Source organism: Arthrobacter sp. BL-252-APC-1A, from assembly GCF_009696625.1.
Taxonomy (GTDB): domain Bacteria; phylum Actinomycetota; class Actinomycetes; order Actinomycetales; family Micrococcaceae; genus Arthrobacter_B.
In genome coordinates this window covers 91511-118063 of sequence record NZ_VULS01000003.1, presented here as the reverse complement: position 1 = coordinate 118063, position 26553 = coordinate 91511, and the positions used below count along the sequence as shown (strand labels likewise).

Here is a 26553-nt window from a genome sequence, read left to right as displayed (position 1 = left end):
GAACCCTAGTCCAGTGCAGCACCCCGAGTCTCGGGCGAGAACCTGGCCATCCACAGCACAGCAGCCAGCACCAGAAGTCCGGCCACGGCAAATGACAGCGGCAGGCCTAGATACGGCCAGAGCACGGATACAAAAAGCAGCGGTCCGAAACCTGCACCAACCCGCGATGCGGTGGATGCCCAGCCAAATCCGCTGGCACGCAGCCGGGTGGGGTAGAGCTCCGAAACATAGGTGTAGAGCACCGGTATGGCCACCTGCACCACAAAGCCGTAGATCAGCAGCCACGTCGTTGCGGCAGCCGGAACATCAACCACCAGGGCAACCACCACCAGCGACGCCGCGGCAGCAGGACCTGTAATGCCCAGCAGCCACTTCCGGCCGACCCGCTCCACCAGCAGGGCCGCAGCAACAACACCCAGCAGGCCCACCGCCGCCATGCCCGACGTCGTGAGGAACGCCTTGTACTCGGCGTAGCCCGCATCCACGAGAATCTTCGGCATCCACTGCAGGGCCAGGTAGTAGACCAGCAGGATGGTCACAAACAGTGACCAGGCTGTCACCGTGGACTTCGGATTGGACCGCCACAGCTCGGCAAGCTGGCTGCCCGTGGTCTTCAGGGAGAACTTCTGCGCAGGCTCCGGCTCCGGAAGCCGCCACTCGGTCTGGGTTCCTCCCGTACGGCGGATCAGATCATTGATGACGGCGCTGGCCTCCTCGGTGCGGCCCTTGCGGACCAGGAACAGCGGGGATTCCGGAACGGACCTGCGAACCCAGAAGACCAGCAGCGCCGGGATGACCATAACCAGCATGGTCCAGCGCCAGTCCGCGACGGTCGCCATGATGACCGCGGAAGTAACGCCGCAGAGCGCTGCACCTACGGGCCACCATCCGTCCATTGCGGTCAGCACCCGGCCGCGCTGTTTACGCGGGGTGAACTCTCCAACCAGGGCATAGTCCACCGGAACGCACCCGCCCAGCCCCACGCCGGCCAGGAACCTAAAGACACAGAACCAGGCGATGTCCGGAGCGAAGGCGCCGGCCACCGTGAAGATCGAGAAAATCAGCAGCGTGGCGGTAAAGGCCTGCTTGCGTCCAATCGCATCAGCAATTGAGCCCCACAAAAACGCGCCGATCGCCATGCCCAGCAGGTTTGCCGTGCCAATCCAGGCAGCCTGCGCTGGAACCAGGTTCCACTCTTCCGAGAGCAGCGGGATCAGGACGCCGTTCAGGGTGACATCCCAGGCATCGAACATAAAGCCCAGCCCGCCGATGAGAAAGATCCTGCCCTGGACACGCCACCGCCACGGCAGGTTCTGTACCACCTCGTCGCCCGCGGGCAGGGAATGGGTCGTCGTCATTGAGGGAGGGCCTTCCGCCGGTAGTTATAGTCAAAAATGCACTAACTGCTGGACACTCTACAACGCCCGGCCGTGGGAAGGATCCGCGGCGCGTAACGTACCGGAATTCAAGCTGGCTAAGCCACCAGCAAGCCTGGGTCAAAAAGGGTGACGCAGAGTTCGCCGAGTATTACCCGCTGCACCTCCCTCGGGAGGGGCCAAGGCATAAACTCGACCATGGGCCCGCCGATGGCCCGCGTGCATCGTTCGCCGATACCCACTTGGAGTGACTTCCCGTGAGCAACACCCCCCTTGACCGTGTACCCATCCGCCGGGCCCTCATCTCGGTCTACGACAAGACCGGCCTGACGGAACTGGCTCAGGGCCTCTCCGCAGCAGGTGTCAGCATTGTCTCCACAGGCTCCACCGCCAAGCAGATCGCCGCGGCCGGCGTCGAAGTTACCGAGGTTGCTGAAGTCACTGGCTTCGCCGAGTGCCTTGACGGCCGCGTCAAAACCCTCCACCCGCGCGTGCACGCCGGCATTCTGGCCGACCGCCGCCGCCAGGATCACCGCGACCAGCTGGATGAACTCGGCATCGAACCCTTTGACCTGGTGGTCGTGAACCTTTACCCGTTCGTCGAGACCGTGAAGTCCGGGGCCGCGCAGGACGACGTCGTCGAGCAGATCGACATTGGCGGGCCCTCCATGGTCCGTGCCGCCGCCAAGAACCACCCCTCTGTCGCCGTCGTCGTTGACCCGGCCAAGTACTCCGCTGTCACCGCGGCCGCCGCTGAAGGCGGCTTTGACCTAAACGCCCGACGCCGCCTGGCCGCCGAAGCGTTCGCGCACACCGCCGCCTATGACACAGCCGTAGCCAAGTGGACTGCCGCGCAGTTCGGCGACGGCACCGAAGAAGGAGCCACCTGGCCCGCCTATACCGGCATGGCGCTGGAACGTTCCGAGGTGCTGCGCTACGGCGAAAACCCGCACCAGGCTGCCGCGCTCTATGCGGACCAGGACTCGATGCCCGGCGTCGCCCAGGCAGACCAGCTGCACGGCAAGGCCATGTCCTACAACAACTACGTCGACGCCGATGCCGCCCTGCGCGCCGCTTTCGACTTCGATGAGCCGGCAGTCGCCGTCGTCAAGCACGCCAACCCGTGCGGTGTGGCCGTAGCCTCCCCGGGGGCCGCAGATCCGATCGCCAACGCCCACCTGAAGGCGCACGCCTGCGACCCGGTTTCTGCCTACGGCGGCGTGATTGCGGCGAACCGCACGGTTACCGCCGGCATGGCTGAGACCGTCAAGGACATCTTCACTGAGGTTGTCATCGCGCCGGACTTCGAGCCGGAGGCCGTGGAGATCCTCTCCCGGAAGAAGAACATCCGCCTGCTCACTCTCCCGGACGGCTACGGCCGCAACCCGCTGGAGTTCCGCCAGGTCTCCGGCGGCGTGCTGATGCAGCAGCCGGACACGGTTGAAGCCGAAGGCGATGATCCGGCGAACTGGACCCTGGCAGCGGGGGAGCCCGCTGACGAAAAGACCCTCGCGGACCTTGTTTTCGCCTGGCGGGCAGTCCGTGCCGCCAAGTCGAATGCCATCCTGCTGGCCCGCGACGGTGCCTCGGTGGGCGTGGGCATGGGCCAAGTGAACCGCGTCGATTCCTGCAAGCTGGCCGTCGAGCGTGCCAACACGCTGGCAGGCTCAGACGACGAGCGCGCCCGGGGCGCCGTAGCGGCGTCGGACGCTTTCTTCCCGTTCGCCGACGGGCTCGAGATCCTGCTGAACGCCGGCGTCCGCGCCGTTGTCCAGCCGGGCGGATCCGTGCGCGACGAAGAAGTCATCGCCGCAGCCAATGCGGCAGGTGTGCCGATGTACTTCACCGGCGCACGCCACTTCTTCCACTAGGAACACTCCAGCCACGCCCGGCCGCGGGCCGCACGGATCATGTCCGCATGCGGCCCGCGGTTTAGGGAGCGCATCTGCGCTGTGGCATAGTTGGACACAGAAACCAGACCCAAAAGCCGGGTCCCCGCATGTCTAAAGCCATGTCCGGACCCCCATTCCACAAGGAGACCGTGTGGCTGACAAAATCAAGGTTGTGGGCTCTGTCGTAGAGCTCGACGGCGACGAGATGACGCGGATCATCTGGCAGTTCATCAAGGACCGCCTGATCAACCCGTACCTGGACGTAGACCTGAAGTACTACGACCTCTCGATCCAGAACCGTGACGCCACGGACGACCAGGTCACCATCGACGCAGCCAACGCCATCAAGGAACACGGCGTGGGCGTCAAGTGCGCAACCATCACCCCCGATGAGGCCCGCGTTGAAGAATTCGGCCTGAAGAAGATGTGGGTTTCCCCGAACGGAACTATCCGCAACATCCTCGGCGGCGTCGTCTTCCGCGAACCGATCATCATCTCCAACATCCCGCGCCTGGTTCCGGGCTGGAACAAGCCGATCATCATTGGCCGCCACGCCCACGGCGACCAGTACAAGGCCACCAACTTCAAGGTTCCGGGTGCCGGCACCCTGACCCTGACCTACACCCCGGCTGACGGCGGCGAAGAAATCAAGCAGACCGTTGTTACGTACCCCGAAGAGGGCGGCGTGGCCATGGGCATGTACAACTTCAACGAGTCCATCAAGGACTTCGCGCGGGCATCCTTCGCCTACGGCCTGCAGCGCAACTACCCGGTGTACCTCTCCACCAAGAACACGATCCTGAAGGCCTACGACGGCCAGTTCAAGGATCTGTTCCAGGAAGTCTTCGACGCCGAGTTCAAGGACCAGTTCGAAGCGGCCGGCCTCACCTACGAGCACCGCCTGATCGATGACATGGTTGCCTCCGCAATGAAGTGGGAAGGCGGCTACGTCTGGGCCTGCAAGAACTACGACGGCGACGTCCAGTCGGACACGGTTGCCCAGGGCTTCGGCTCGCTGGGCCTCATGACCTCCGTGCTGATGACCCCGGACGGCAAGACCGTTGAGGCCGAAGCTGCACACGGTACCGTGACCCGTCACTACCGCCAGCACCAGCAGGGCAAGCCCACCTCCACCAACCCGATCGCTTCGATCTTCGCGTGGACCCGTGGCCTGATGCACCGCGGCAAGCTGGACAACACCCCCGAGGTCATCAACTTCGCGCAGACCCTTGAAGACGTCGTCGTCAAGACTGTGGAATCCGGCAAGATGACCAAGGACCTGGCGCTGCTGGTCGGACCCGACCAGCCGTACCTGACCACCGAAGAGTTCCTCGCCGCACTGGACGAGAACCTCAAGGTGCGCCTGGGCTAAGACCCAAGCTATAGCGCAGTAAACAGCAGCCAGCCCCGGTCCGGAAAGGACCGGGGCTGGCTGCTGTTTTGGTGAGGGCGTTCCGGGCCCGCCGGGCGGGCCGGGCGGGCCCGAACGGCGGCAACGAAACTCCTTCGCCCGCAGAGCTCGCTTGGAGTATTAAAGCCGCCTAACCCGGCCCGACCGGCGTACTCACTCAGGCGCCTCGTGAGCTCACTGCACTGCCTGCGAGCTCACTGTGGCACGTCAGGAGCGGGTTGAGGACTAGGAACCCGAGCTCCCGGAGCCTGAGTCCATACCGCCTGAACCTGAGGATCCGGAACCGCCGGAACCCATGCCGGAGCCGGAGCCGCCGGAACTCCCGGAACCGCCCATGCCGGATCCCGAGCCGCTGCCGGACCCGCTGGAGCCGGAACTGGATCCGGAGACCGAGGAGCTGACCGTCTCGGATTCTCCGCTGATGACATTGCTGTCACCCGTGTAGGAGGAGGAAACCTGGATCTTGCGCGGCTTTGACCGTTCGCTCACGGGGATGAAGACGCTCAGGACACCGTTCTCGTACTTGGCCGAAATGCCTTCAATATTGATGCCCTGGCCAAGATTCAGCTGGCGCAGGAACGTGCCGGATTCACGCTCGCGGGTCAGCCAGGTGGCACCCTCCGGCACATGGATGGTTCGCTCAGCCCGAATCGTGAGCAGCTGGCCGTCCACATCAACGTCGACCGATCCCGGATCAATACCAGGCAGGTCTGCATTCAGGATGTAGTGGTCGCCTTCACGGTAAAGATCGATCGGCATCAGCCGCAGCCGCTGCCGGGGATCCAGAAGGGCGCCTGCCATGCGGTCCAGTTCGCGGAAAGGATCGAATTTCATGGCCATTCTCATCAACTCCTTTTCACCCGTCCCGCCAGGACGGGTGGATGTGTTCTTCACTGACAGGAATAACGAAGGGTCGACAACTTGAGTCTTGTACGCTCAAGAATGGTTCAAGATTAGCAGTCGGCATTTGCGAGTGCTAGAGGTCACCACCGAAAACGGCGGCGTTTGAGGAAGATCGATTTCCCCGCAGGCCGCGGCACGTTTAGTCCACCGGCCAGAGATGAACGGGTTCATTGCTGTGCATATGGTGCCAGTAACGACGGGTCATCTCAGCCAGTGCAGAAGCCCTGTCGTATCCCTCGGCTTCCAGCTTTCCCAGGACCGAGATCTGCCACGCAGAACCGTTCTGCTCTGTCCGGGCCCTCTCCCGGATCACCGTCAGGTAGCGCTCGATCAGCGCGTCCTCAACACCGAGCTCACGCAGCCCCTCAGCAGCCACGGGCACCAGATGCCGTACCACCAGCTCCGCCACCGGGATGTCGCCAATACCGGGCCAGTACACGGATGCATCCACTCCCAGCCGGGAGCAGGCCAGGAAATTGTCCGCGGCGGTCTTGAAAGCGGTCCGGGTCCACAGCGGACGGTCCGCGGTCCGCAGTTTCTGGACCAGTCCGTAGAAGAACGCAGCGTTTGCGGTCACATCCAGCACCGTGGGCCCGGCGGGGAGCACCCGGTTTTCCAGCCGCAGGTTCGGGGTGTCGGCTCCGGGATCGTAGATGGGCCGGTTCCAGCGGTACACGGTGCCGTTGTGCAGCCGGAGTTCGGGCAGCAGCGGTGCCCCCGCTTCCGTGGAACCGGAGCTGGCTGCGGACAGTTCGGGCAGCAGCGCGGGGAAGTAGCGGACGTTCTCCTCGAAGAGGTCGAAGATCGAGGTGATCCACCGTTCGCCAAACCAAACGCGGGGCCGGACACCCTGGTTGCGCATCTCCGGCGGACGGGTGTCTATAGCCTGCTTGAACAGTTCAATCCGGGTCTCCTGCCACAGCACGTGCTCAAGGAAAATGGGTGAGTTGGCTGCCAGGGCCACCTGCGGGCCGGCGATAAGCTGCGCGGCGTTCCAGGCCGGTGCGAATTCTGCCGGGCTCACCTCCAGATGAAGCTGCAGGGAGGTGCAGGCGGCTTCCGGGGCTATGTTCTTGGCATACTGCGTCAGGGATTCAAGTCCGTTCAGCGACAGGTACACGTCCTCACCGCGGGCCTGAAGTACGGAGGTGTTCAGGGCTGCGTAGCGCGCCCCGGCGCTGATCCAGGCATCGCCGTCGAGCACTGAATTGCTGAGCGTGGGAAGAATGCCGACCATCAGGATATTCGCTTCGGCCTTTGCAGCCAGTTCATCGGCCCGGTTGAGCTGCCGGCGCAGGCTTTTCTCCAGGTCCAGCAGCCCCCGCCCTCCGATGGAAAGGGCAGGGTGGTTCATTTCGATGTTGAAGGCACCCATTTCCGTTTGGAACGCCGGATCTGCAATCTCATCAAGCACTGAGGAGTTCCGGAGGGCAGGGGAGAAGTCGTCATTGGTCAGGTTGAGTTCTAGTTCGACGCCGATGCTGCCGGTGTCCGCGAACTCAGCAGTTCCCAGAAAACCCGCAAAACGGTCGAGATTCTCCAGCAGGCGCGCCCGGTACCGGGTCCGCTCTTCTCGCGTGAAAGACCTGGCATTGACCTCTGTTCCCATGGATGAAGGTAACCACGGCACAGTGGCTGTGTATAGCGTCTGGAAGGGCCGCATTTAGAAAAGTGGCTGCACGCTCCGGAACGTCCAGTTCCGGACCGTGCAGCCTATCGTGCAGCCTATCTTGCACCCCGACGGCGCGGCCCGCCGTCGCACCCCGACGGCGCGGCCCGCCGTCGCACCCCGACGGCGCGACCCCACGGCGCACCCCGACGGCGCGAGCCGCCGTCGCAGCCCGGCAGCCGGCGGGCGGGACGCGGCGCCCCTTCACACTTGGTTGCGAAATGAGTTGCCGATCCTGCGCGGGACTAACCGATCCTGCGCGGGACTAAACGGAGTCCGAGAGTTTGCTGAGCGGCTCCAGCGAAGCGAGCCTGCGGTCGTCATTCGGATACCGGACGCCCAGCTGTGCCCGGACTTCGTCGAAGAGCTGCATGGTCTGCAGCGAATCGTCCCACGGCATGGTCGGGCTCTCCGTCAGGCCTTCCTGGATGCAGCGGGTTACTTCCCGAAGCTCATAGGTGTACCCGTTGCCCACCTGCTGGAAACGCTCCACACGGGAGGGACCCATGTGCTGCTGGATGTGCAGTTCCACGGGATTGTGCAGGGGAGCTCCCGTGCGGATCCAGCCTTCCGACCCGGAGATGGTCGCCGTGCGCGGACCTGAAGAGAGCAGGGAGGAGGTGAGCTGGGCCAGAGCACCCGAATCGTAGCCCAGGGTAATGGCGTTCTGCGTATCAACACCGTCGCCGTTCAAAGACCCGGTGGCCTGGATCCGCTGCGGGAACCCGAGCGCACCCACAGCCATGGTCAGCGGGTAGATCGTAAGGTCCAGCAGTGCGCCGCCGCCGGCAGCCGGGTCCCACAGCCTGCTGGCGGGGTCATACGGAGCCGGGAAGCCAAGATCGGCCTGGACCCAGTGGATCTGGCCCAGCTCCCCGCTGGAGAGGATCTCCCAGAGCCGGTTGATGCAGGGCAGGAAGCGGCTCCAGGCGGCCTCCATCAGGAATACTCCGCGCCGGGAAGCGACCTCCATCAGGTCCGCCATTTCCGCAGCATTGATGGTGATCGACTTTTCGCAGAGCACATGCTTGCCGGCCTCGAGAGCCTCGCGGGTCAGCTCGTAATGCTGGGCATGCGGAGACGCAATGTAGACAACGTCAACCTCCGGATCGGCGAAGAGCTGTGTGTACCCCGGGCCCCGGAGCTCGTCGTCGCAGTAGCTGGTCGCGAAGCCGAACCGGTCAGCGAATTCCACCGCAGTGACCTCGGAACGTGAGCTGACGGCTTGCAGGACGGCGTCCTCGAGCCGGGCGATGTCTTCAGTGACCCGGGCCGCGATACGGCCGGTGGCAACCACTCCCCACCGCAGGGTACGGCCGGTGGCCTGTACCGGGCTGGGAGCTCCTTGAAGGACGCACGGCGGTGTGCGAATAAACTGCGGGGCGCTCATATTCCTCGGCTCTCGGTCAGTGGCTTGGCCAGCTAGTGTCTCGGCAATAGAACTACCTTATTGTCCGGGCCGTAAACTGCCCAGTCCCAAGGCTCACCTGCCGACGGTTTGATTGATTGTGCGGCACGGAAAAGCCCGGGCTGCCTTCCGCAAAGAAGACAGCCCGGGCCGTACGCGTCAGCGCTGTGGACTACTTGACCAGTTCGGCCAGAGTCGGATCGTTGGCGTAAGCCTCGGCAGCGTTGTCCTTGGTGACGATCTGCGGTTCCAGCAGGTATGCCGGAACAACCTTCACGCCGTTGTCGTAGGACTCGTCGTCGTTGATTTCCAGCTCTTCGCCGGCACCGAGACCCTTGACCATGTCGATGGTGTGGTTCACCAGGGCACGGGTGTCCTTGTTGATGGTGGAGTACTGGACGCCTTCCATGATGGACTTCACGGATTCAACCTCGGAGTCCTGGCCGGTGACAACCGGAACCGGCTTGCCGGCAGCTGCAACGGAGGTCAGGATGGCGCGGGCCAGGGTGTCATTGGGGGAGAGGACGCCGTCCAGCTCTTCCGAACCGTAGGAACCCGAGAGCAGGGTGTCCATGCGCTTCTGGGCGTTCTCGGCCTTCCAGCCCTGGGTAACAGCCTGGTTGAATTCGGTCTGGCCGGAAACAACGTTAAGGTTGCCGGCTTCGATTTCCGGCTTCAGTACGTCCATTGCGCCGTCGAAGAAGACCTGTGCGTTGGCATCATCGGGGGAGCCGGCGAACAGTTCGATGTTCCACGGGCCTTCGGGCTTGTTGGCCTTCATTCCATCCAGCAGGGCCTGGCCCTGCAGCTGGCCGACCTGGAAGTTGTCGTAGGCGACGTAGTAGTCGACGTTCTCGGTGTTGGTCAGCAGGCGGTCATAGGCGATGACGGTGATGCCGGCATCCTTGGCTTCCTGCAGCTGGGAACCGAGCTGGGCGCCGTCGATGGCACCGACAACCAGGACCTTGACACCGTTGGTGATCATGGAGCTGATCTGGTTCTGCTGCTCGGAGACGCCGCCGTTGGCGAACTGGACCTGCGGCTCATAGCCGGCTTCCTTCAGGCCGTCGTTGAACAGGCCTTCTGCGAGGACCCAGTTTTCCGAGGTCTTCTGGGGCAGCGCGACGCCGATTGCCGAACCTTCTTCGAAACCGGCTGCTTCGCCGGAAGCGGACTCGTCGGCACGGCCGCAGGCGGACAGCGACAGTGCTGCCACCGTGGCGACGACGGCAAATGACTTTGCGAACTTGCGCATGGTGTTCCTTCTCTTGATTGGTGGAGCGGTGGTATTTCGTGGTGCGGATTAATGGGCCCGGTGGGGCTTAGGCATCCGTTCCGATGGTGGACTTGGTGCCGGTGGGCATTTCAGGCTTGGGGTTCACGGGAGCCGGAACGGTCAGCTTGTCCTTGGAACCGAAGTTCTTCATCATCATGCCGATGATGGACGGCTTGCCCTGGCTCTTGTTGTAGACGTCCAGTGCGACGGCGATCAGCAGGACCAGGCCCTTGATGATCGAGGTCAGGTCGGCGCCAATACCCAGGAGCTGCAGGCCGTTGTTCAGGACTGCCATGACCAGGCCGCCGACGATCGAGCCAACCACGGTGCCGACACCGCCGGACACTGCGGCGCCGCCGATGAACACGGCCGCAATTGCGTCCAGTTCCCAGCCGGTGCCGTCGAAGGGACCGGAGGCGGTGGAGCGGGCAACGAAGATCATTCCGGCCAGCGCGGCCAGGATGGACATGTTCATCATGACCAGGAAGTTGACCTTCTTGCTCTGCACGCCGGAGAGCTCAGCGGCGTGCAGGTTGCCGCCCACCGCGTAGACATGGCGGCCGATCACGGTCTTCGTGGAGATGAACACGTACAGGATCACCAGGATGGCCAAAATGATGCCCGAGACCGGGAAGGAGGTGCCCGGACGGCCGGTGGAGAACAGGTACGTTGCGTAGAGGATGGCAGCAACCAGCAGGCCGGTCTTGGTCACAGCGACCCAGGCCGGGGGATTGACGGAGCCAATCTTCACAGTCTTGGCGCGGCGGCGCAGCTCGCCCACGACTACGAAGGCGGCGAGGAGCAGGCCCAGCAGGAGGGTCAGGTTGTTGAAGCCCGTGTTGGGGCCAACTTCAGGCAGGTAGCCGGCACCAATGAACTGGAATTCCTGCGGTACGGGAACGGTGTTGGACTTGCCGACCCACTGGTTGGCGCCCCGGAAGATCAGCATGCCGGCCAGCGTCACGATGAACGCCGGAATTCCCACATATGCCACCCAGAAGCCCTGCCAGGCTCCGATGGCGGCACCGATGACCAGGCCGAGCAGGATGCCGCCCCACCAGGGAATGCCCCAGTCCCGCATGGCCAGGGCCACCAGGATTCCGGTGAACGCCGCCACGGAACCGACCGAGAGGTCGATGTGCCCGGCAATGATCACGAAGACCATGCCAACGGCCAGGATCAGGATGTAGGAGTTGCCGTTGAACAGGTTGATCATGTTCGTGGGCGTCAGGGTCTTGCCGCCGGTCAGCCACTGGAAGAGGCCGATCAGGACAACGAGGGCAAAGATCATGCCGAGCTGGCGGCCGTTGCCGCTCAGGAGCTGTTTGACTGCTTTCATGAGAGGGGTCCTTGAGTGGCGTAGTCGGAGGTTTGCTTGCCGGCGGAGGTCATGAGCCTCATGAGGTTTTCCTGGCTGGCTTCAGCCTTGGCAACCTCGCCGGTGATGGCGCCTTCGAAAATGGTGTAGATGCGGTCGGAGAGACCAAGGAGTTCGGGGAGTTCGGAAGAAATCACGATCACGCCTTTGCCCTGGTTGGCGAGCTGCTGGATGATCCCGTAGATCTCGTACTTCGCGCCGACGTCGATGCCGCGGGTGGGCTCATCCAGGATCAGCAGGTCCGGGTCGGTGAACATCCACTTGGCCAGGACAACCTTTTGCTGGTTGCCGCCGGAGAGCTTGGAAACGCCTTCATCCACCGTGGGAGCCTTGGTCCGCAGGCTGCGGCGGTATTCCTCGGCGTAACGGTATTCTTCGTCCTTGTCGACGACGACGCCCCTGGTGATTTTCTTCAGGTTTGAGGCGACGGTGGTGGCCTTGATGTCATCGAGCAGGTTCAGCCCCAGCGTCTTGCGGTCCTCAGTAACGTAGGCCAAGCCGTGGTTGATTGCCTGCGGAACGGTCTTGAGGACGATTTCCTTGCCGTCCTTGATGATTTGGCCGCTGATGAAGTTTCCGTAGGACCGGCCGAACAGCGAACGTGCAAGTTCGGTGCGCCCGGCGCCCATAAGTCCGGCAAAGCCCACAATCTCGCCGCGGCGGACGTGGAAATTGGAGCCCTTGCAGACCAGGCGGTCCGCCACCGTGGGGTGCCCAACGGTCCAGTCCCGGACCTCGAAGAACACCTCGCCGATGCTGGGGGTGTGGTCGGGGAAGCGGGATTCCAGCGACCGGCCGACCATGCCCTTGATGATGCGGTCTTCGTCCGCGCCGTCAGCTGCGACGTCGATGGTCTCGATGGACTTGCCGTCGCGGATGATGGTGATCGAATCCGCGATCTGCTCAATTTCGTTGAGCTTGTGGGAGATCATGATGCAGCTGATGCCCTTGGAACGAAGCCCTGCCATCAGGTCCAGCAGGTGCTGGGAATCCGTCTCATTCAGCGCAGCCGTCGGCTCGTCGAGGATGAGCAGCTTAACCCGCTTGCTCAGGGCCTTGGCGATTTCCACCAGCTGCTGCTTGCCGACGCCGATGTCCTTGATGGGCGTGGTGGGATCCTCGTCCAGGCCTACGCGGGCCATGAGCTCGGAAGCTTCGAGGTTCGCCTTGTCCCAGTCGATGATGCCGAACCGGCGGGGTTCGTTGCCCAGGAAGATGTTCTCCGCGATGGAGAGCTCCGGGATCAGTGCCAGTTCCTGGTGGATGATGACAATGCCTGCGGCTTCGGAGGAACGGATGTCCTTGAACTGGACTTCCTCGCCCTGGTAGATGATCTCGCCCGTGTAGGTCCCGTACGGGTAGACCCCGGAGAGAACCTTCATGAGGGTGGATTTGCCGGCCCCGTTTTCACCGCAAATGGCGTGGATCTCGCCCGCCTTTACGGTAATGGAGACCTCTGAAAGCGCCTTGACGCCGGGAAATTCCTTGGTGATGGAACGCATTTCCAGGAGGGTGTGGTTATGCGGCATGTGTGATTTCCCTGCCGTAGGGGCACTGGGCGCTGAGCGCTCCAGTTGCCCGAGCTGCGACTGCTGCTCGCATAAGTGCCTCCCGTTGTGACTTCTTTGTCGTGCCAAAACCCAAAATGAGGGTCGATAGAGAAGTAAACTCGTAATCCGTACTTGTCGTCGAGTCTTGAACACAAGCGTCGAAACTTCATGAAAAAACATAGATTCTAAATAAATAGACTGCTTGAAGAACCGGCAGGTCAGAGCACCGCATCGGCCTGGGCCAGCACCAGGGCAGCTGCGCCGAGCGCTTCGGCGCGGTCGCCAAGTGAAGACATCGTTACGGTGGTCGTTTCGCCGATCAGGGGTACGGCGTGGCGGAGCAGTCCGCGCTCGATCGGGTTCAGGAAAGCGTCACCGAGACCGGTGAGGGAACCTCCGACCACAATCACTTCGGGGTTCAGTGCGTTGGCGATTCCGGCCATCGCGCGGCCCACTGCCATCCCGGCGTCGTCCACCACCCTCAGTGTCGCCGGATCTCCGGCAGAGGCCTGCCGGATGATGTCAGCGGTGGTGACCGGCTCTGCGGCTGCCCTGCTGAGCAGGTCGATCATGGTGGCAGTGGAGGCTACGGTCTCCAGGCAGCCCCGGTTGCCGCACCGGCAGATGAGTCCCTGGTCAGAGATGGTGGCGTGGCCGATTTCCCCGGTGATTCCCACGTGTCCGTAGAACAGGGATCCGTTGATGACCAGCCCGGCACCGATGCCCGTGGCCACCTTCACGAAGATGAGGTTCTCACAGCCGCCGTGCGGCCCCCAGGTCACCTGCGCCAGGGCCCCTAGGTTTGCATCGTTGTCGATGTGGATGGGCACCCGCAGCCGACCGGCAAGGTCCTCACGCATGTTGATGCCCACCCACTCAGGCAGGATCGCGCCGCGGACCACGGTGCCGCTGCGGCGGTCAATCGGGCCGGGGATTCCGACGCCGGCGCCCAGTACTCGGTCACGGTCCACACCGGCGTCCCGGAGGACTGAATCAAAGAGCTCGGCCGCGGCGTCCATGCCCTCGTCGGCACTGTGGCCGGCGGGAAGGGAGATCGCATCCTCACCGATGATCCGGTAGCCGAGTGTTGCCAGCACCACGCGCACGTGGCGGCGGCCGATGTCAATCCCGGCTGCGACCGCTCCGTTGTCGTTCAGCCGCACTGACAGGGCACGGCGGCCGGAGCTGGTGGTGGGTTCAGTCATGACAAGTCCGGCCTCAGACAGCTGCCGGACTATGTTGGACACCGTAGCGCTGGAAAGGCCGGTGGAACGCGAAAGCTCTGCCTGGGTCTGCGGTCCGGCGGCCAGCAGGGCCTCCTGGATGCGCAGCTGGTTGCGGGCCCGGAGCGCAGACTGGGAGCCGGGTTTGGTGCGCCGGCGGCCGGCGGGGAGTGCCCTCATCGTCGAGGGTGATTCGGCAGACATAAAGTTCAGCGTCCTATATGAAATGCTTGTCGTCAAGAAATGAACACAAGCTATATTCCCGGCGGAACGAATTGAATCCGCCGGGGGAGTATTCGCCCGCTTGCAGGCAAAAGGTCAGCGCCCGGCCAGAGCCTCGCGGTGCTCTGCTGCCATCTCCAGATAATGGGCGGCGTTGCGCTGGACCGACGCGAATTCCTCATCTGTCAGGGTGCGCCGCACCTTGGCCGGTACACCGGCCACCAGGGAGCGGGGCGGGACCTGAGTCCCCTCGAGTACCAGGGCACCTGCTGCCACGAGCGAACCTGCGCCGATCACCGCACCGTTCATGATGGTGGCACTCATGCCCACCAGACAGTCATCCTCCACGGTGCACCCGTGTACGACGGCGTTGTGTCCAACGCTGACCCGTTCACCGACACTGGTGGGGAAGCCCGGATCAGCGTGCAGCACCACGTTGTCCTGCAGGTTGGTTCCTGCCCCGACCCGGATCGAGTTTGAATCCCCGCGCACGCAGACGCCGTAAAAGGCGCTGGCACCCGGGCCCAGTTCGACGTCGCCAATCAGCGACGCGGTTGGGGCCAGGAAGACGGAGGGGTCGGTGACGGGCGTCTTGCCGCGGAGCGTAACGATGTGAGCCATGCGACAACTCTAACGGGATGCGGCGGCTGGCAGGCTGACCGTGGTGCCCGCCCGCCGCCGGCCCCGCTGGGCTGATTGACCCGTCTGGCGGATTGAACTGCCTAGTTGAAAACGATTGTCCGGCGGCCGTCCAGAAGCACGCGGTGTTCAGCGTGCCACTGCACTGCCTTGGAAAGCGTGCGGCCCTCCACCCCGGCGCCAAGGGCAGCAAGGCGCGAGGCAGTCCGGGAGTGATCCACCCGGATGACTTCCTGCTCGATGATCGGGCCCTCGTCCAGATCCGAGGTGACGTAGTGGGCCGTTGCCCCGATCAGCTTTACGCCGCGGGCGTGTGCCTGGTGGTAGGGGCGGGCACCCTTGAAGGACGGCAGGAACGAATGGTGGATGTTGATCGCCCGGCCGGAGAGGTCCTGGCACAGCTCATTGCTGAGGATCTGCATGTAGCGGGCCAGTACCACCAGCTCAATGTCCAGTTCAGCCATCAGGGCACGCAGCCGGTCCTCGGCTTCCTGCTTGGTGTCCGGGGTGACCGGAATGTGGTGGAACGGCACCCCGTAGAACTCTGCGAGGCCGGCCAGGTCCCGGTGGTTGGAAACGATTGCGGGAATTTCAATGGGAAGGTCGCCCGCGCGCTGCTGGAAAAGCAGGTCGTTGAGGCAGTGCCCGTCCTTGGAAGCCATGATCAGGGTGCGTACCGGAACCCCGGCGCGGTGCAGTTCCCAGTCCATGCCGAACTGTTCGGCGACAACGGAAATCCGTGCGCGGACATCGTCATAGCCGCCCGGCGCCGTGAAATCCACACGCATAAAGAAGGTGCCCGAATCCGGGCTGCCGTACTGCTGGGACTCGGTGATGTTCCCGCCCACCCCGGCGAGGGCGCCGGAGACCGCATGGACAATCCCCGGACGGTCGGCGCAGGAAAGGGTCAGCGTGTAGGGGCTGGACACTGCCGCCGAACCTTCGGCGGGTACACCCGCAGCGGAGTCGGTGGCCGGTGTGGTGGAAACGGGGGACGCCGGCAGCCCGGCGGAGGCATTTTCTCTCACCTTCCCAAGGTTACCGCCCGGCGTCCAACGGCCTAGGCTGGGTGAATGGACGTTACTTTCGCCCCGCTCATGGATAAGGACGAAGAAGAGCTGGTCAAGTTCCTGACCACCAACGCCTTCCCGTTCCACCGCATCACCGCACCGTCGGAAGAGCTGGTGCGCAGGCTGCTGCTGGAAGGCAGATTTGAATCCGACGGCGTCCGCACCTTCTGGGTCTTCGGGGGCAACCACCGCCTGGGCCTGGTGATCCTCGAGGACCTCGGTGAAGAATGCGCCTACTTCGACCTTCGCCTTGTGGAGGAGCACCGCGGGGAAGGCAAGGGCGTTCCGGTCCTGAGGGCCCTCACCGACGAGGTGTTCCGGACTTATCCGAACCTGCGCCGGTTCGCCGGACGAATGCGCGAGGACAACATTGCAATGCGCAAGACGCTCCTGCGCTCCGGCTTCGTGAAGGAAGCGCACCTGCGTGAACAATGGCCGCTGGAAAACGGGCGCCGCCTGGCAGAAGTGACCTACGGCTGTCTCCGGTCGGATTGGGAAGCGGGGAACGTTACCGGGTTCGAGTGGGAAGAGCTCACTGCGGGCTAAGATGTAAGCGTCGCAACTGGCGTTGGGTGGGTAACCACCAGGAAGCGGCACAAGCAAGTCAAACCACGGATCGCACGCCTGGGCCATGGTCACGTCGTCATCTGTTTGTCATGCCCGGAACCCGGGGGTGCCCGGCAGGTAGCCTGACCTATAGAACACCCTTTCCCAGGAGATCCACGTGAGACTATCCACCCAGCCCGTCACCAATGCTCCCCTCTCCGAGGTCGACCCGGAGATTGCAGCCGTCCTCAACGGGGAACTGGCCCGCCAGCGCAATACGCTGGAAATGATCGCATCAGAGAACTTCGCGCCGCGTGCCGTCCTTGAAGCGCAGGGCTCCGTCCTGACCAACAAGTACGCCGAGGGCTACCCCGGACGCCGCTACTACGGCGGCTGTGAACAGGTTGATGTTGCCGAGAACCTGGCGATCGAGCGGGTCAAGGCCCTGTTCGGTGCCGAGTTCGCCAACGTGCAGCCCCACTCCGGAGCACAGGCAAACGCTGCCGCCCTGGCCGCGCTGATCAAGCCCGGGGACAAGATCATGGGCCTGAACCTGGCACACGGCGGCCACCTCACCCACGGCATGAAGCTGAACTTCTCAGGAAAGCTGTATGAAGTCGCAGCCTACGGCGTGGACGAGCACACCTACCGCGTGGACATGGACAAGGTCCGCGAACAGGCGCTCGCCGAAAAGCCCCAGGTCATCATCGCCGGCTGGTCCGCGTACCCCCGCCAGCTGGACTTCGCGGCCTTCCGCTCGATCGCCGACGAGGTTGGCGCCTACCTGTGGACGGACATGGCCCACTTCGCCGGCCTGGTGGCAGCAGGCCTGCACCCGAGCCCGGTGCCGTACTCCGACGTCGTGACCTCCACCGTGCACAAGACCCTCGCCGGTCCGCGTTCCGGAATGATCCTGGCCAAGGAAGAATTCGGCAAGAAGATCAACTCCAGCGTCTTCCCGGGACAGCAGGGCGGTCCCCTCATGCACGTCATCGCTGCCAAGGCCGTGGCGTTCAAGGTTGCCGGCTCCGAAGAATTCCGGGAGCGGCAGGAACGCGTGCTCGAAGGCGCGCGCATCATTGCCGACCGCCTGACCGCCGCTGATGTAGCTGAACACGGAGTTTCCGTGCTCACCGGCGGCACCGATGTCCACCTGATCCTGGTGGACCTGCGGAACTCGGAGCTGGACGGCAAGCAGGCCGAAGACCTGCTGCACTCTGTGGGCATTACCGTGAACCGCAACTCGATTCCGTTCGACCCGCGCCCGCCGATGGTTACCTCCGGCCTGCGCATCGGCACTCCTGCCCTCGCCACCCGCGGCTTCGGCGCGAAAGAATTCACCGAGGTCGCAGAAATCATCGCCGAGGCACTGAAGCCCGCGCCGGACACCGATGCCCTCCGCCGCCGCGTCACCGCGCTGGCCGAGGATTTCCCGCTCTACCCGGGCCAGGAGGAATGGTAAACGTGGAAAAAGGCACGAACATGGAAGGCACCGTGGATAACGCGGAAACAGCCCAGGCGCCCGCAACGGCCCAGATCCTGGACGGGATCAAGGCCGCGAAGGAAATCAAGACCGAGCTGGCAGGCCGTATCCAGGTCCTTAAAGACGAGCACGGCATTACCCCCGGGCTTGCCACCGTCCTGGTAGGCGACGACCCGGCCAGCCACTCCTACGTAGGCGGCAAGCACAAGGACTGCGCGCAGGTGGGGATCAACTCGATCCGCCGTGACCTGCCGGAAGACATCACCCAGGAAGAGCTGGAAAAGGCCATCGATGAGCTGAACGAGGATCCGGCAGTCACCGGCTACATCGTCCAGCTCCCGCTGCCCAAGCACCTGGACACCAACGCGATCCTGGAGCGCATCGCGCCGGAGAAGGATGCCGACGGGCTCCACCCGGTGAACCTGGGCCGGCTGGTGCTCAATGTTTCTGATCCGATGACCTCGCCGCTGCCGTGTACCCCGCACGGGATCGTGCAGCTGCTGGTCCGGAACGGTCTGGTCCTGACCGGCAAGAACGTGCTGGTGATCGGCCGGGGCGTCACAGTTGGCCGGCCGCTGGGGCTGCTGCTGACCCGCCGCCAGATCAATGCCACGGTCACCCTCGCCCACACCGGCACCGTCAACCTGCCCGAGCTGCTCGCGGATGCCGACGTTGTAGTGGCTGCCGCCGGCTTCCCGGGAATGGTCAAGGCCGCCGAGCTCAAGCCCGGCGCAATCGTCCTGGACGTCGGCGTCACCCGCGTCACGGATCCTGAATCCGGCAAGACCACCCTGAGCGGCGACGTCGAAAAGGATGCCATGAGCGTCGCTTCCTGGATGTCGCCGAACCCCGGCGGTGTGGGGCCCATGACCCGCGCCATGCTGCTGGCCAACGTGGTTGAAGCTGCGGAACGCAGTGTAGGAATCCTACCGGCCGCATAGCACACACACCGTACGAAACATGGAGCGGAACCGGACGCACGGCGCGTCGGGTTCCGCTCCATGGGTTCTTAAGTCGTTCGGGGACCAGCCGTTGGCGTGGCGCGTCACGGATAGATAATGGACTGAGTCCAAGTTATAAATGGACTATGTCCAAATTTAGGCTTCCGTCGCGCACTGCTCGCCGCGCCGGCGCTGCCGCGGTGGCGTGCGCACTCATCGCCACGGGTATGACCCTCACCGCTCCGGCCGCAGCACGGGCCGCCCCGTTGCTAGAGCACGAGTTCACCTTCAGCGACCCCAAAGGCAGCGACTGGGTCGTCCCCGAAGGGGTGACAGATGTGCTCGTTGCCCTCCGCGGCGGCGACGGCGGCTGCGTCAACTGCTCACAACCCGGTGGCCGTGGTCAGAGCTACCTGCTGCAGCTTGCCGTCACCCCCGGGGACACCCTGACACTGTACGCAGGGCAATCGGGCGACGTGTTCCGCACGGCCGGTCAGGGCTTCGTCGACGGCGGCAAGGGCGGCGACAAGAGCAGGAGTGGGAGTGTCGGCAACGGCGGAGGCGGCGCCTCCGCGTTGAAGCTCAACGGTGAACTGCTTGCGGTAGCAGGCGGCGGCGGAGGGGGTGGTGGTCACGGCGGCGACCGCGATTTCCGCCCCTTCAAAATCGACGTGGACTTCGGCGGCGCAGGCGGCGACGCAGCGACCGGCGAGCAACCCGGGTGGGGCTGGGGCAAGCATGCCGGCAACCCCGGGAAGAACGCGGAGGACAATCCCTCATTCGCGCGCTACGGCAAGGAGGGGGAGAACGGCAAGAGCGCCGGCTTCATGACGTCCGGCGGAGGCGGCGGTGCCGGAGGCGGCGGCTACCCTGCCAGCGGTACGGCGGGAGGCGCCGGCAAGAAGCGCCTGGGCTTTGGTGCCGGCAGCGGCGGCGGGGCCGGCATGAGCTGGATCGCCCCCGATGCACCGCAGCTCACCGTGCTGGAGGAAGCATGCCCCAACCTGGATTTCACCTGCTGGGGTCTGCAGAGGGTTGACAGCACCGTGAAGGTCACCATCCCGCTTCAGGTGGACGCCGTCCTATACGGGCCCGCGGAAGTGGCTGCAGGCTCGCCGTTCGAAGTGCGCGGGATCGCGCAGGACAGCATCCTTGGCGGCAGCCCGGTCGACGGCACGTACACGCTCGAACTCGACGGCGAGCCTATCGCCACCGGTACGACCGACGGCGACATCACATTGCCCGTTGAGGGCATCGCTGAGGGTACCCACACTCTCACCTACACGTTTACGGCGAAGCACCGAATGGGCGCGTACTGGAACGACTCTGCGGTGACGCGGGCGGAACTGACGCTCGCAGCGACTCCCACGCCGCCGGCTGAATCCATAGATGACTACGTTGACCTCCCGCCGGACACCCGGAATGGCGGCACTCCGGACAAGGACACGAAGGGGAAGGACACGAAGGCGAAGGGCACGGAGGGTAAGGACGCAGATGCACAGGACGAGGACGCAGAGGATGAGTCGGACGAGCCGCTGAGTCCGGCGGAGGAACGGCTGCGTGAAGCCAATAAACCGCTTACGGACACCATCGAAAGGCCCTAGAAGGCTCCGAGGGCAGCAACGGTCCGTGCCGTGGCTCCTTAGCGAAACGCTGCCGCAGGCCCGTCCTCCCGCAATGGAGGGCGGGCCTGCGTGTGTCCCCGGGCACCCTGCACTATGATTGCCGGGTGCCGCAGATCACAACCTCCAAAACTCCCGCCGTGCGCGGCTTCCAGGGACCGGTAATTGCCGCGTCGAACCTCACTAAGTCCTACGGCGACTTCACCGCCGTTGACGGAATCAGCTTCGAAGTACCGGCAGGGGAGTCCTTCGGACTTCTTGGGCCCAACGGCGCCGGCAAGTCCACCACGATGAAGATGATCGGCGGTGTCTCCCGGCGAACCTCCGGTGACTTGGCGATCATGGGCCTTGACCCGAACACCAACGGACCGGAAGTCCGGGCGCACCTGGGAGTGGTCCCGCAGCAGGACAACCTGGATGAGGAACTCCGTGTCCGTGACAACCTGCTTGCCTATGGGCGCTACTTCGGGCTGCCCAAGAGCTACCTGCAGCCCAAGGCAGACGAACTCCTCGAATTCGCACAGCTCACTGACAAGGCCAAGGCACGCGTGGACGACCTCTCCGGGGGTATGAAGCGCCGGCTGACCATTGCACGCTCGCTCATCAGCGATCCGCAGATCCTTCTCCTGGATGAGCCGACCACCGGCCTGGACCCGCAGGCCCGCCACATCCTCTGGGACCGTCTGTTCCGGCTCAAGGAAGCCGGCGTGACGCTGATCCTCACCACCCACTACATGGACGAGGCAGAACAGCTTTGCGACCGCCTGATTGTGGTGGACAAAGGCACCATCATGGCCGAAGGTTCCCCGTCCGCCCTGATCCGCACACATTCATCCCGCGAAGTTGTGGAACTGCGCTTCGGGTCGGAACGGAACACCACGGTCGCGGCCGAACTCGAAGGCATCGGAGAGCGGATCGAGACACTGCCGGACAGGGTGCTGATCTACGCCAACGACGGCGAAGCGGCGCTGGAAGCGGTCAGCGCCAGGGGCCTGCGGCCAATCACCTCGCTGGTGCGGCGCTCCTCGCTGGAGGACGTGTTCCTCCGGCTCACCGGAAGGAGCCTCGTTGACTGAGCAGCGCACCCACGCAGTGCTCGGGCTGCGCTCTCCGCTCACACCTGAACAAACAGCCAGCCGGGCCCGTCGCTTCGGCGCGGTCTACTATGCGGAGCACTGGCTGCGCCGGATGCGCGGTTACGGCGTTACGGTGCTGGTCACCGCCGTCGGAACCCCGCTTGTGTACCTGTTTGGAATGGGCATTGGACTGGCCTCCCTGGTGGACACCGGCACTAACGCAGCATTCGAAACCGGAAACGGGAACTCTGTCTCGTACCTGATGTTCGTGGCGCCGGCACTGCTGGCGACGGCGGCGATCATGGTCTCCAGCGAAGAAAACACCTACACCGTGATGTCCGGATTCAAATGGCGCCGGACGTACTACGGCCCCAACGCCTCGCCGCTAAGCAGCGGCCAGCTCGTGGACGGGCACGTGCTTGGACTGGGAGTCCGCCTGCTCATCACCTGCGGTGCGTACTTCGCCTTCCTGCTGCTGTTCGGCGCGGCGGGCAACCCGGCAACAGCCTGGCTGATGATCTTCACCGCCATCCTGGGCGGATTGGCGTTCGGCCTCCCGCTGATGGCCTACAGCGCCTCCATCACCGAAGACCGCGGCCAGTTCGCCATGGTCCAGCGCTTTATTGTTATGCCGCTGTTCCTGTTCTCCGGCACGTTCTTCCCGCTGGATACGCTGCCGATGATCATCCGCTGGATTGGCTGGATTTCGCCTCTCTGGCATGCCACTGAACTTGGCCGTCTTTTCAGCTACGGACTTGGCGAGCCCGCAGCCCTGACCGTGGTGCATGTGGCCTACCTGCTGGTGCTCGCCGCCGGGGGATGGCTGCTGGCACGGCGGACCTTCACCAGGAGGCTGGGCAAATGAGCACCGGACAGCGCAGCGGCGGAACCCTGTCAGCGCAGGACGCCGTCGATTCAAACTCACCGGGACAGGCAGGCAGCCGGTTCCTGGGATCGCTCTACGCCCGGAACATCCGGGCTGTCTTTGCCCGCGGACTCAAAGCGACGTGGGGAACCAACTGGTCCATCATGATCAGCGGGTTCGTCGAACCGGTCCTGTACCTGATCGCCATGGGAATCGGCCTGGGCGCCCTCATCGGCACCGTCACCGGTCCCGGCGGGGAGCAGATCAGCTACGCCGCGTACATTGCTCCTGCGCTGCTGGCCGTTTCGGCCATGAACGGTGCCGTCTACGACTCCACCATGAACGTGTTCTTCAAACTGAACTACGCCAAGCTTTATGAGGGGATGCTGGCCACCTCGCTGGGGCCGCTCGACGTCGCCCTTGGGGAGATCCTGCTGGCGCTGCTGCGCGGGGCCATGTACGCCACCGGTTTTACCGCCGTCATGGCGGCCATGGGGCTGGTGACCTCTCCGGTTGCGCTCCTGATGATCCCCGCAGCGGTAGTGGTCGCGTTTGGGTTTGCGTCCTTCGGCATGGCGATCACCAGCTACATGAAGACTTTCCAGCAGCTGGACTGGGTCAACTTCGTCATGCTGCCGATGTTCCTGTTCTCCGCTACTTTCTACCCGCTGAGCGTGTACCCGCAGGCAGTGCAGTGGATCATCCAGGCGCTGCCGCTGTGGCACGGCGTGGAGATGCTGCGCCAGATCAGTGCCGGAGCGTTTAGCATGGCCACGGCGGGGCACCTGCTGTACTTCGTGGTGATGATCGCGATCGGACTGATCGTGACCACCCGGCGCCTGGAGGCTCTGTTCCAGAAGTAGCCGGGCACCGGGAACCAGCGGCCGTGCCGGGGGAGGGCTCCAGCCTCAGGAGGCCCGAACCCGGGCCACGAGGGCGGCCTGCAGCCGGGATTCAACACCGAGCTTGCTGAGCACCCGGGAAACATGGGTCTTGACGGTGGTTTCGGAGATTCCCAGTTTCCTGGCAATCCGCATGTTGCTAAGGCCCTCGGCCAGACAATCCAGGACTTCCTCTTCCCGGGCCGTCAGCTCGAGTTCCGGCGCAGGGGCAGCGGGAGACGCCGGGGTCTGCTGGGCTGCACGTTCCCGTCCGGCCACGAACGCCGTCACCAGCCGGCCGGCAACTTCCGGGGCAATCACCGTGCCGCCGTCGTGGACCCGGCGCAGCGCCGTCGTGATTTCCACCGGCTCTGCAGTTTTCAGCAGGAAACCCGAGGCTCCTGCTGAGAGAACTCCGAACAGATAGGAGTCGTGGTCGAACGTGGTGAGGGCAACGACTTTTGCCAGTCCGGCGCCAACAATCTCCCCGGTGGCCTGCACCCCGTCCACCACGGGCATACGCAGGTCCATCAGCACCACATCCGGGCGAAGGGTCCGGGCCATGGAGAGGGCTGTGGCGCCGTCGGCCGCTTCGCCCACCACCTGGAAGCCGGGCTCGGTTTCCAGGACCATGCGCATGCCCAGGCGAATGGCGGCGTGATCATCCGCGAGCAAAACCCTGATGTCCGTGCTCATGCGACGTTCCCCCGCAAGATGTCCCCTGGCATCATTGGGCGCTGGCTGACCCGGGTGTTGGCAGGTGCTGGATCACATTGAACGTCTTCGGCCGGGGCCTCCTGGCTGCCGTCGGGAAGGAACGCCTCCACCCGCCAGCCGGTTCCGTCCGCCGGATCGAACTGGGCTGCAGGGCCTGACTGTGCCGCCGGGCCTGCCTGCGTCACCGGGCCTGCCTGTGTTGTCGGGCCTGCCCAGGCCTGACCTCCCAGCTGTTCGGCCCGTGCCAGCATGCTGGGCAGTCCGGTGCCCGTTCCGGGGACCGACACCGCCCGCCCTGCTGTGCCGCCGTCGTCCTCCACCACCAGCCGGACACCGCCGGGAACAGGCTCCAGGCTCATATCGACCCGCGCACCCTCGGCGTGGCGGGCAGCATTCACCAGTGCCTCTACGGCGATCCGGTATACCGCTGCCTGCACGGGTCCGGGGAGCGCCTTATCCGGATCCAGAAGGTTGTTCCACGTGATCTGCAGGCCTGCTGAACGGTGGCCGTCGACTACGGCGTCGAGGTCCCTGACACTTCCGGCAAGGGGCCGGGGAACGCCGCTGCTCAGTGTGCGGATCATGCCGTTGAGCTCTTCCAGTCCCTGGACACTTTCCCGGCGGGCATGGGCCAGTACCTCGGCGTGCAGGGTGCTGCCTGCCGGAGCGCGCAGCGCTGCCCCGGACTGCAGGGCAATGGCGGAAAGGCGGGAGGAGAGGACGTCGTGAAGCTCCCGGGCCATGTCCTGGCGTTCGGCGGCCAGCGCCAGTTCGTGTTCCCGGGCTGCCAGGCGTTCCTGGTCCCTGGCGGCTGCGCGGATCGCGGCGGCCCTCGCACCCTCACTCTCGGCCAGCTGGGCCGCTTTGCGGAGATTGGAGGCCCATTCCGCCGGGAGCAGCAGCACCATGCCGGTCAGCAGGATGACCGTGACGGCGTCGCGCAGGTCCCCGGTCAATGACCATACGGCTGTACCTGAGGCCAGGCACAGGGCAAGGACGCTGACCTCAGCCCGCCTGGCCGCCCGGTCCGAGCCGAAGAGGACCAGGGAGAAGACGGCTTCGAAGGCGAGGAACAGCCCGGCGCTGCTGTTTGCCAGGACCAGAGCAACTGCCATGGTGCCGCAGACAGCCACCATAACGGCGGTATGGTGCCGGCGGAGCAGGACGGCTCCGCAGCCGACCACAGTGAGAACGGGCCACCAGGGTTCCAGCGACGGGACTGCCGGGTTCCCGGTGGCGGTCAGGTCCAGTGAGTGCAGCAGCCACGCCAGCGCGGCGTATCCGGGAGCAAGCAGGATGTCTTCGCGCCGGATCCGGCGGGCCGGGGCATCCGGACCGGGGGAGAAGTTCATGTCTCCATCCTGACCTCGGCTTTGCCTTCCGCCAAGTAGGTTGAAGCGGCATGGCACTAAAGGACGACGCCGCGTCCAACCAACGCCGGATTCGCGCGGACAGTGAAACCGGGAGGCTGGGTTTATGACTTTGGAAACCGTTCTGCAGCTCGGTGTGCTGGCCCTGGTAGACAGCACCAGTATCGGCACCCTGGTGATCCCGCTCTGGTTATTGATGCGCCGGGACGCTGGCCGCACCACGGGCAAGGTAGCCACCTATCTGGGCGCCGTCGGGCTGTTCTACTTCCTCGTGGGACTGCTCCTTCTCTCGGGAGCAGCAGGACTGGGACGGATGCTCGGCGGGGGTATCGGAGCGGTTCTTGAACTGCCCGCCGTGCAGGTCGTCATGCTCGTGGCCGGTGCCGGCATGCTGGTGTGGTCCTTCAAGGACACCGGCAGGAACCGGGCGGCGGCCACGGCGACGGCCGCTGGGGCTGCACCAGCCGCCGGCGACCTTCGGGCAGCGGGCGCAGCACACGCTGTTCCGGGCAGCGTGACCGGCGGACAAGCTGGCAGCGATCTTCCGGGCAGCACTGCACCCGGCACCTCCGCTTCGGCGCATGGCACACCAACGTCAGCCGCACTGCAGCGCTCGCAGGCGACAGAACACCGGTGGCAGTCACGGATCGGGAAGGCTCTGGACACCCGGGGAGGGCTGCTGGGGCTGGCACTGCTTGCCGGGGTGCTGGAGCTGCCAACCATGCTCCCGTACCTGGCCGCCGTCGGGCTCCTCACTGCCTCCGGTGTTGGCTGGAGCGCATCAGCGGGCATCCTGGTGCTGTACTGCCTGGTCATGCTGCTGCCGGCGGCACTGCTGCTGCTGTCCCGGTGGCTGCTCGGCAGGCGCCTGGACGGCCCGCTGGAGCGCTTGCGTGCCTGGGTCTCGAAGGCCTCCGGGGAAGCGGTGCTCTGGATCGTGGGAATCGTCGGGTTCCTGCTGCTTCGCGCGGGGCTGGCAGGACTGTTCCCCGGAGCGTCCTGGAACCCGTTCGGCGGCTAGTTGCGCTGTCTCAC

The 26553-nt window shown here is 64.5% G+C and carries 21 protein-coding genes, 1 pseudogene and 1 riboswitch; of the genes and pseudogenes, 10 read left to right on the top strand and 12 right to left on the bottom strand.

Annotation, left to right across the window (positions count from 1 at the left end; all coding sequences use genetic code 11):
• Window positions 1-5: 5 nt before the first annotated feature.
• Window positions 6-1358 carry an MFS transporter gene (locus FYJ28_RS05750; protein WP_154578597.1) on the bottom strand — a complete coding sequence of 451 codons (1353 nt, stop codon included), beginning with the start codon at window positions 1356-1358 and terminating at the stop codon, window positions 6-8.
• Between the two features lie 275 nt (window positions 1359-1633).
• Between FYJ28_RS05750 and purH the strand changes: the two genes are divergently transcribed.
• Together purH and FYJ28_RS05740 are read left to right on the top strand one after the other, a co-directional pair.
• Entirely contained in the window at window positions 1634-3247 is a 1614-nt protein-coding gene (gene purH, locus FYJ28_RS05745) for a bifunctional phosphoribosylaminoimidazolecarboxamide formyltransferase/IMP cyclohydrolase (protein ID WP_055240191.1), read from the top strand.
• Window positions 3248-3419: 172 nt separating this feature from the next.
• Window positions 3420-4640, top strand: coding sequence for an NADP-dependent isocitrate dehydrogenase (locus FYJ28_RS05740; protein ID WP_082413390.1), 1221 nt, complete (start codon window positions 3420-3422; stop codon window positions 4638-4640).
• Between the two features lie 486 nt (window positions 4641-5126).
• Here the strand turns inward: FYJ28_RS05740 and FYJ28_RS17275 are convergent.
• From FYJ28_RS17275 to purU, 9 genes and pseudogenes are all read right to left on the bottom strand, one after another.
• Window positions 5127-5519 (bottom strand): annotated as a pseudogene (locus tag FYJ28_RS17275) (Hsp20/alpha crystallin family protein); the annotation flags it as partial.
• Between the two features lie 202 nt (window positions 5520-5721).
• Window positions 5722-7191, bottom strand: a complete 1470-nt coding sequence (locus tag FYJ28_RS05730; protein WP_154578595.1) for a glutamate--cysteine ligase — start codon at window positions 7189-7191, stop codon at window positions 5722-5724.
• Between the two features lie 325 nt (window positions 7192-7516).
• Window positions 7517-8641 carry a Gfo/Idh/MocA family protein gene (locus tag FYJ28_RS05725; RefSeq protein ID WP_154578594.1) on the bottom strand — a complete coding sequence of 375 codons (1125 nt, stop codon included), beginning with the start codon at window positions 8639-8641 and terminating at the stop codon, window positions 7517-7519.
• A gap of 190 nt (window positions 8642-8831) precedes the next feature.
• Entirely contained in the window at window positions 8832-9914 is a 1083-nt protein-coding gene (locus FYJ28_RS05720; RefSeq protein WP_152228767.1) for a substrate-binding domain-containing protein, read from the bottom strand.
• 67 nt (window positions 9915-9981) lie between these two features.
• Window positions 9982-11274, bottom strand: a complete 1293-nt coding sequence (gene mmsB / locus FYJ28_RS05715; protein WP_154578593.1) for a multiple monosaccharide ABC transporter permease — start codon at window positions 11272-11274, stop codon at window positions 9982-9984.
• Window positions 11271-12842 carry a multiple monosaccharide ABC transporter ATP-binding protein gene (mmsA, locus tag FYJ28_RS05710; protein ID WP_154578592.1) on the bottom strand — a complete coding sequence of 524 codons (1572 nt, stop codon included), beginning with the start codon at window positions 12840-12842 and terminating at the stop codon, window positions 11271-11273. Before mmsA ends, mmsB begins: the two co-directional genes overlap by 4 nt.
• A gap of 239 nt (window positions 12843-13081) precedes the next feature.
• Window positions 13082-14290, bottom strand: coding sequence for an ROK family transcriptional regulator (locus FYJ28_RS05705; protein ID WP_154578591.1), 1209 nt, complete (start codon window positions 14288-14290; stop codon window positions 13082-13084).
• Between the two features lie 114 nt (window positions 14291-14404).
• Entirely contained in the window at window positions 14405-14929 is a 525-nt protein-coding gene (locus tag FYJ28_RS05700) for a gamma carbonic anhydrase family protein (RefSeq protein ID WP_055240198.1), read from the bottom strand.
• Window positions 14930-15030: 101 nt separating this feature from the next.
• Window positions 15031-15876, bottom strand: a complete 846-nt coding sequence (gene purU / locus FYJ28_RS17270; RefSeq protein WP_055241929.1) for a formyltetrahydrofolate deformylase — start codon at window positions 15874-15876, stop codon at window positions 15031-15033.
• Window positions 15877-16020: 144 nt separating this feature from the next.
• On the opposite strand from purU, the gene FYJ28_RS17265 reads away from it, so the two are divergent.
• From FYJ28_RS17265 to FYJ28_RS05665, 7 genes are all read left to right on the top strand, one after another.
• A complete protein-coding gene (locus tag FYJ28_RS17265; protein WP_055240199.1) occupies window positions 16021-16563 on the top strand; it encodes a GNAT family N-acetyltransferase in 543 nt (180 codons plus the stop codon).
• A 2-nt stretch (window positions 16564-16565) separates the two neighbouring features.
• Window positions 16566-16654: riboswitch (ZMP/ZTP riboswitch) on the top strand.
• An 87-nt stretch (window positions 16655-16741) separates the two neighbouring features.
• Window positions 16742-18025: a serine hydroxymethyltransferase gene (gene glyA, locus FYJ28_RS05690; RefSeq protein WP_442778574.1), complete on the top strand. Its 1284-nt coding sequence runs from the start codon at window positions 16742-16744 to the stop codon at window positions 18023-18025.
• Between the two features lie 20 nt (window positions 18026-18045).
• Window positions 18046-18987, top strand: a complete 942-nt coding sequence (locus FYJ28_RS05685; RefSeq protein WP_154578812.1) for a bifunctional methylenetetrahydrofolate dehydrogenase/methenyltetrahydrofolate cyclohydrolase — start codon at window positions 18046-18048, stop codon at window positions 18985-18987.
• 146 nt (window positions 18988-19133) lie between these two features.
• The gene (locus FYJ28_RS05680; protein WP_154578590.1) at window positions 19134-20591 is read left to right on the top strand and encodes a hypothetical protein; all 1458 of its coding nucleotides are present in this window, start codon (window positions 19134-19136) and stop codon (window positions 20589-20591) included.
• Window positions 20592-20716: 125 nt separating this feature from the next.
• Window positions 20717-21685: an ABC transporter ATP-binding protein gene (locus FYJ28_RS05675; RefSeq protein ID WP_055241934.1), complete on the top strand. Its 969-nt coding sequence runs from the start codon at window positions 20717-20719 to the stop codon at window positions 21683-21685.
• Window positions 21678-22550, top strand: a complete 873-nt coding sequence (locus FYJ28_RS05670; protein ID WP_154578589.1) for an ABC transporter permease — start codon at window positions 21678-21680, stop codon at window positions 22548-22550. Before FYJ28_RS05675 ends, FYJ28_RS05670 begins: the two co-directional genes overlap by 8 nt.
• Window positions 22547-23413 (top strand): ABC transporter permease, encoded by an 867-nt coding sequence (locus FYJ28_RS05665; protein WP_229780287.1) that lies wholly within the window; start codon window positions 22547-22549, stop codon window positions 23411-23413. The genes FYJ28_RS05670 and FYJ28_RS05665 overlap by 4 nt, the downstream gene beginning before the upstream one ends.
• A 45-nt stretch (window positions 23414-23458) precedes the next feature.
• On the opposite strand, the gene FYJ28_RS05660 is transcribed toward FYJ28_RS05665, so the two are convergent.
• Entirely contained in the window at window positions 23459-24127 is a 669-nt protein-coding gene (locus FYJ28_RS05660; RefSeq protein ID WP_195840604.1) for a response regulator, read from the bottom strand.
• Entirely contained in the window at window positions 24124-25500 is a 1377-nt protein-coding gene (locus FYJ28_RS05655) for a sensor histidine kinase (RefSeq protein WP_154578587.1), read from the bottom strand. The genes FYJ28_RS05660 and FYJ28_RS05655 overlap by 4 nt, the downstream gene beginning before the upstream one ends.
• A 124-nt stretch (window positions 25501-25624) precedes the next feature.
• Here FYJ28_RS05655 and FYJ28_RS05650 point away from each other — a divergent pair, with 124 nt between their 5' ends.
• Entirely contained in the window at window positions 25625-26539 is a 915-nt protein-coding gene (locus FYJ28_RS05650; RefSeq protein WP_055240204.1) for a GAP family protein, read from the top strand.
• The last annotated feature ends 14 nt before the right edge of the window (window positions 26540-26553 follow it).

Coding starts and splice junctions, on each gene's coding strand:
- FYJ28_RS05750 (WP_154578597.1), bottom strand. CDS start 1,358: ATGACGACGACCCATTCCCTGCCCGCGGGCGACGAGGTGGTACAGAAC.
- FYJ28_RS05730 (WP_154578595.1), bottom strand. CDS start 7,191: ATGGGAACAGAGGTCAATGCCAGGTCTTTCACGCGAGAAGAGCGGACC.
- FYJ28_RS05725 (WP_154578594.1), bottom strand. CDS start 8,641: ATGAGCGCCCCGCAGTTTATTCGCACACCGCCGTGCGTCCTTCAAGGA.
- FYJ28_RS05720 (WP_152228767.1), bottom strand. CDS start 9,914: ATGCGCAAGTTCGCAAAGTCATTTGCCGTCGTCGCCACGGTGGCAGCA.
- mmsB (WP_154578593.1), bottom strand. CDS start 11,274: ATGAAAGCAGTCAAACAGCTCCTGAGCGGCAACGGCCGCCAGCTCGGC.
- mmsA (WP_154578592.1), bottom strand. CDS start 12,842: ATGCCGCATAACCACACCCTCCTGGAAATGCGTTCCATCACCAAGGAA.
- FYJ28_RS05705 (WP_154578591.1), bottom strand. CDS start 14,290: ATGTCTGCCGAATCACCCTCGACGATGAGGGCACTCCCCGCCGGCCGC.
- FYJ28_RS05700 (WP_055240198.1), bottom strand. CDS start 14,929: ATGGCTCACATCGTTACGCTCCGCGGCAAGACGCCCGTCACCGACCCC.
- FYJ28_RS17265 (WP_055240199.1), top strand. CDS start 16,021: ATGGACGTTACTTTCGCCCCGCTCATGGATAAGGACGAAGAAGAGCTG.
- FYJ28_RS05685 (WP_154578812.1), top strand. CDS start 18,046: ATGGAAGGCACCGTGGATAACGCGGAAACAGCCCAGGCGCCCGCAACG.
- FYJ28_RS05680 (WP_154578590.1), top strand. CDS start 19,134: ATGTCCAAATTTAGGCTTCCGTCGCGCACTGCTCGCCGCGCCGGCGCT.
- FYJ28_RS05665 (WP_229780287.1), top strand. CDS start 22,547: ATGAGCACCGGACAGCGCAGCGGCGGAACCCTGTCAGCGCAGGACGCC.
- FYJ28_RS05660 (WP_195840604.1), bottom strand. CDS start 24,127: ATGAGCACGGACATCAGGGTTTTGCTCGCGGATGATCACGCCGCCATT.
- FYJ28_RS05655 (WP_154578587.1), bottom strand. CDS start 25,500: ATGAACTTCTCCCCCGGTCCGGATGCCCCGGCCCGCCGGATCCGGCGC.
- FYJ28_RS05650 (WP_055240204.1), top strand. CDS start 25,625: ATGACTTTGGAAACCGTTCTGCAGCTCGGTGTGCTGGCCCTGGTAGAC.